This window comes from Haladaptatus sp. W1 (assembly GCF_001723155.1).
GTDB classification, from domain to species: Archaea; Halobacteriota; Halobacteria; order Halobacteriales; family Haladaptataceae; genus Haladaptatus; species Haladaptatus paucihalophilus.
This window is the reverse complement of record NZ_MEIH01000183.1, coordinates 1-821: the sequence shown is the minus strand read 5'-3', so window position 1 is coordinate 821 and position 821 is coordinate 1. Positions and strand designations below refer to the sequence as shown.

Here is an 821-nt window from a genome sequence, read left to right as displayed (position 1 = left end):
TCTTCGAACGGCTGTTTGGCGGCCTATCTGGTCGAACACGGCTACTTCGATTCGGACGACATCGACGTGCGGGTCGAACAGGGGTACGAGATGGGCCGACCGTCGCTCCTCCACCTCCGCGCTTCGAGGACGGACGAGAACATCGACGTGCGAGTCGGCGGGCGCGTGATTCCGGTCGCCGAGGGTACCCTGTTGTAGCGCCCGGCGGAAAAACAGGTGCTGAAAACGGTTCGAACCGCGCGGTCGTTAGTCGGACGATACGCCGCCGGGAACGCCCGAGCGGTCGCCGAACAGTTGGTCTTTGTTGCGAGCGCGACTCGAACGAGCGCGAGCATCACCGGAACTTCGATGAGCGGTCCGACGACCGTCGCGAGGCGACGTTGCTCCCGATACCGAAGACGGCGACCGCGACCGCGATGGCCAACTCGAAGTTGTTCGAGCGGCGGTAAAGGCGAGGCTCACGCTCTCGGTGTACTCGAAGCCGAGAAGCGCGCCGAGACCGTATGCGATGGTCCACAATCCGACGAAAAATAGCAGGAGGGAATCGCTATGAGGACGATCTGGTCGGGTTCGAGACGATGAAATCCCCTTTCAGAGCGAACATCACGACGACGGTGAACAGCAACCCGAGCAAGCCGAACGGGACGATTTTCGGGATGACGCGCTCGTAGTACGCTTCTCGGCCCATCGTGCGGAACGCGACTTTTTGCGCGACGTATCCGAGTGCGAGGGGGAGACCGAGGAAGACGAGGACCATCTGCGCGATGAGCGTCATGGAAACGGACACCGCCGTCCCCCGGAGGACGGTGAGAAACAGGAAC

The 821-nt window shown here is 62.1% G+C and carries 1 protein-coding gene and 1 pseudogene; one reads left to right on the top strand and one right to left on the bottom strand.

Translation table 11 applies throughout. The features are described 5' to 3' along the window. Positions 1–198, top strand: a pseudogene (locus BG842_RS09295) (PhzF family phenazine biosynthesis protein); the annotation flags it as partial. A 349-nt stretch (positions 199–547) separates the two neighbouring features. On the opposite strand, the gene BG842_RS31345 reads toward BG842_RS09295, so the two are convergent. Then, the coding region (locus tag BG842_RS31345; protein ID WP_394327468.1) for an arsenic resistance protein at positions 548–821 on the bottom strand (274 nt) is incomplete at its 5' end.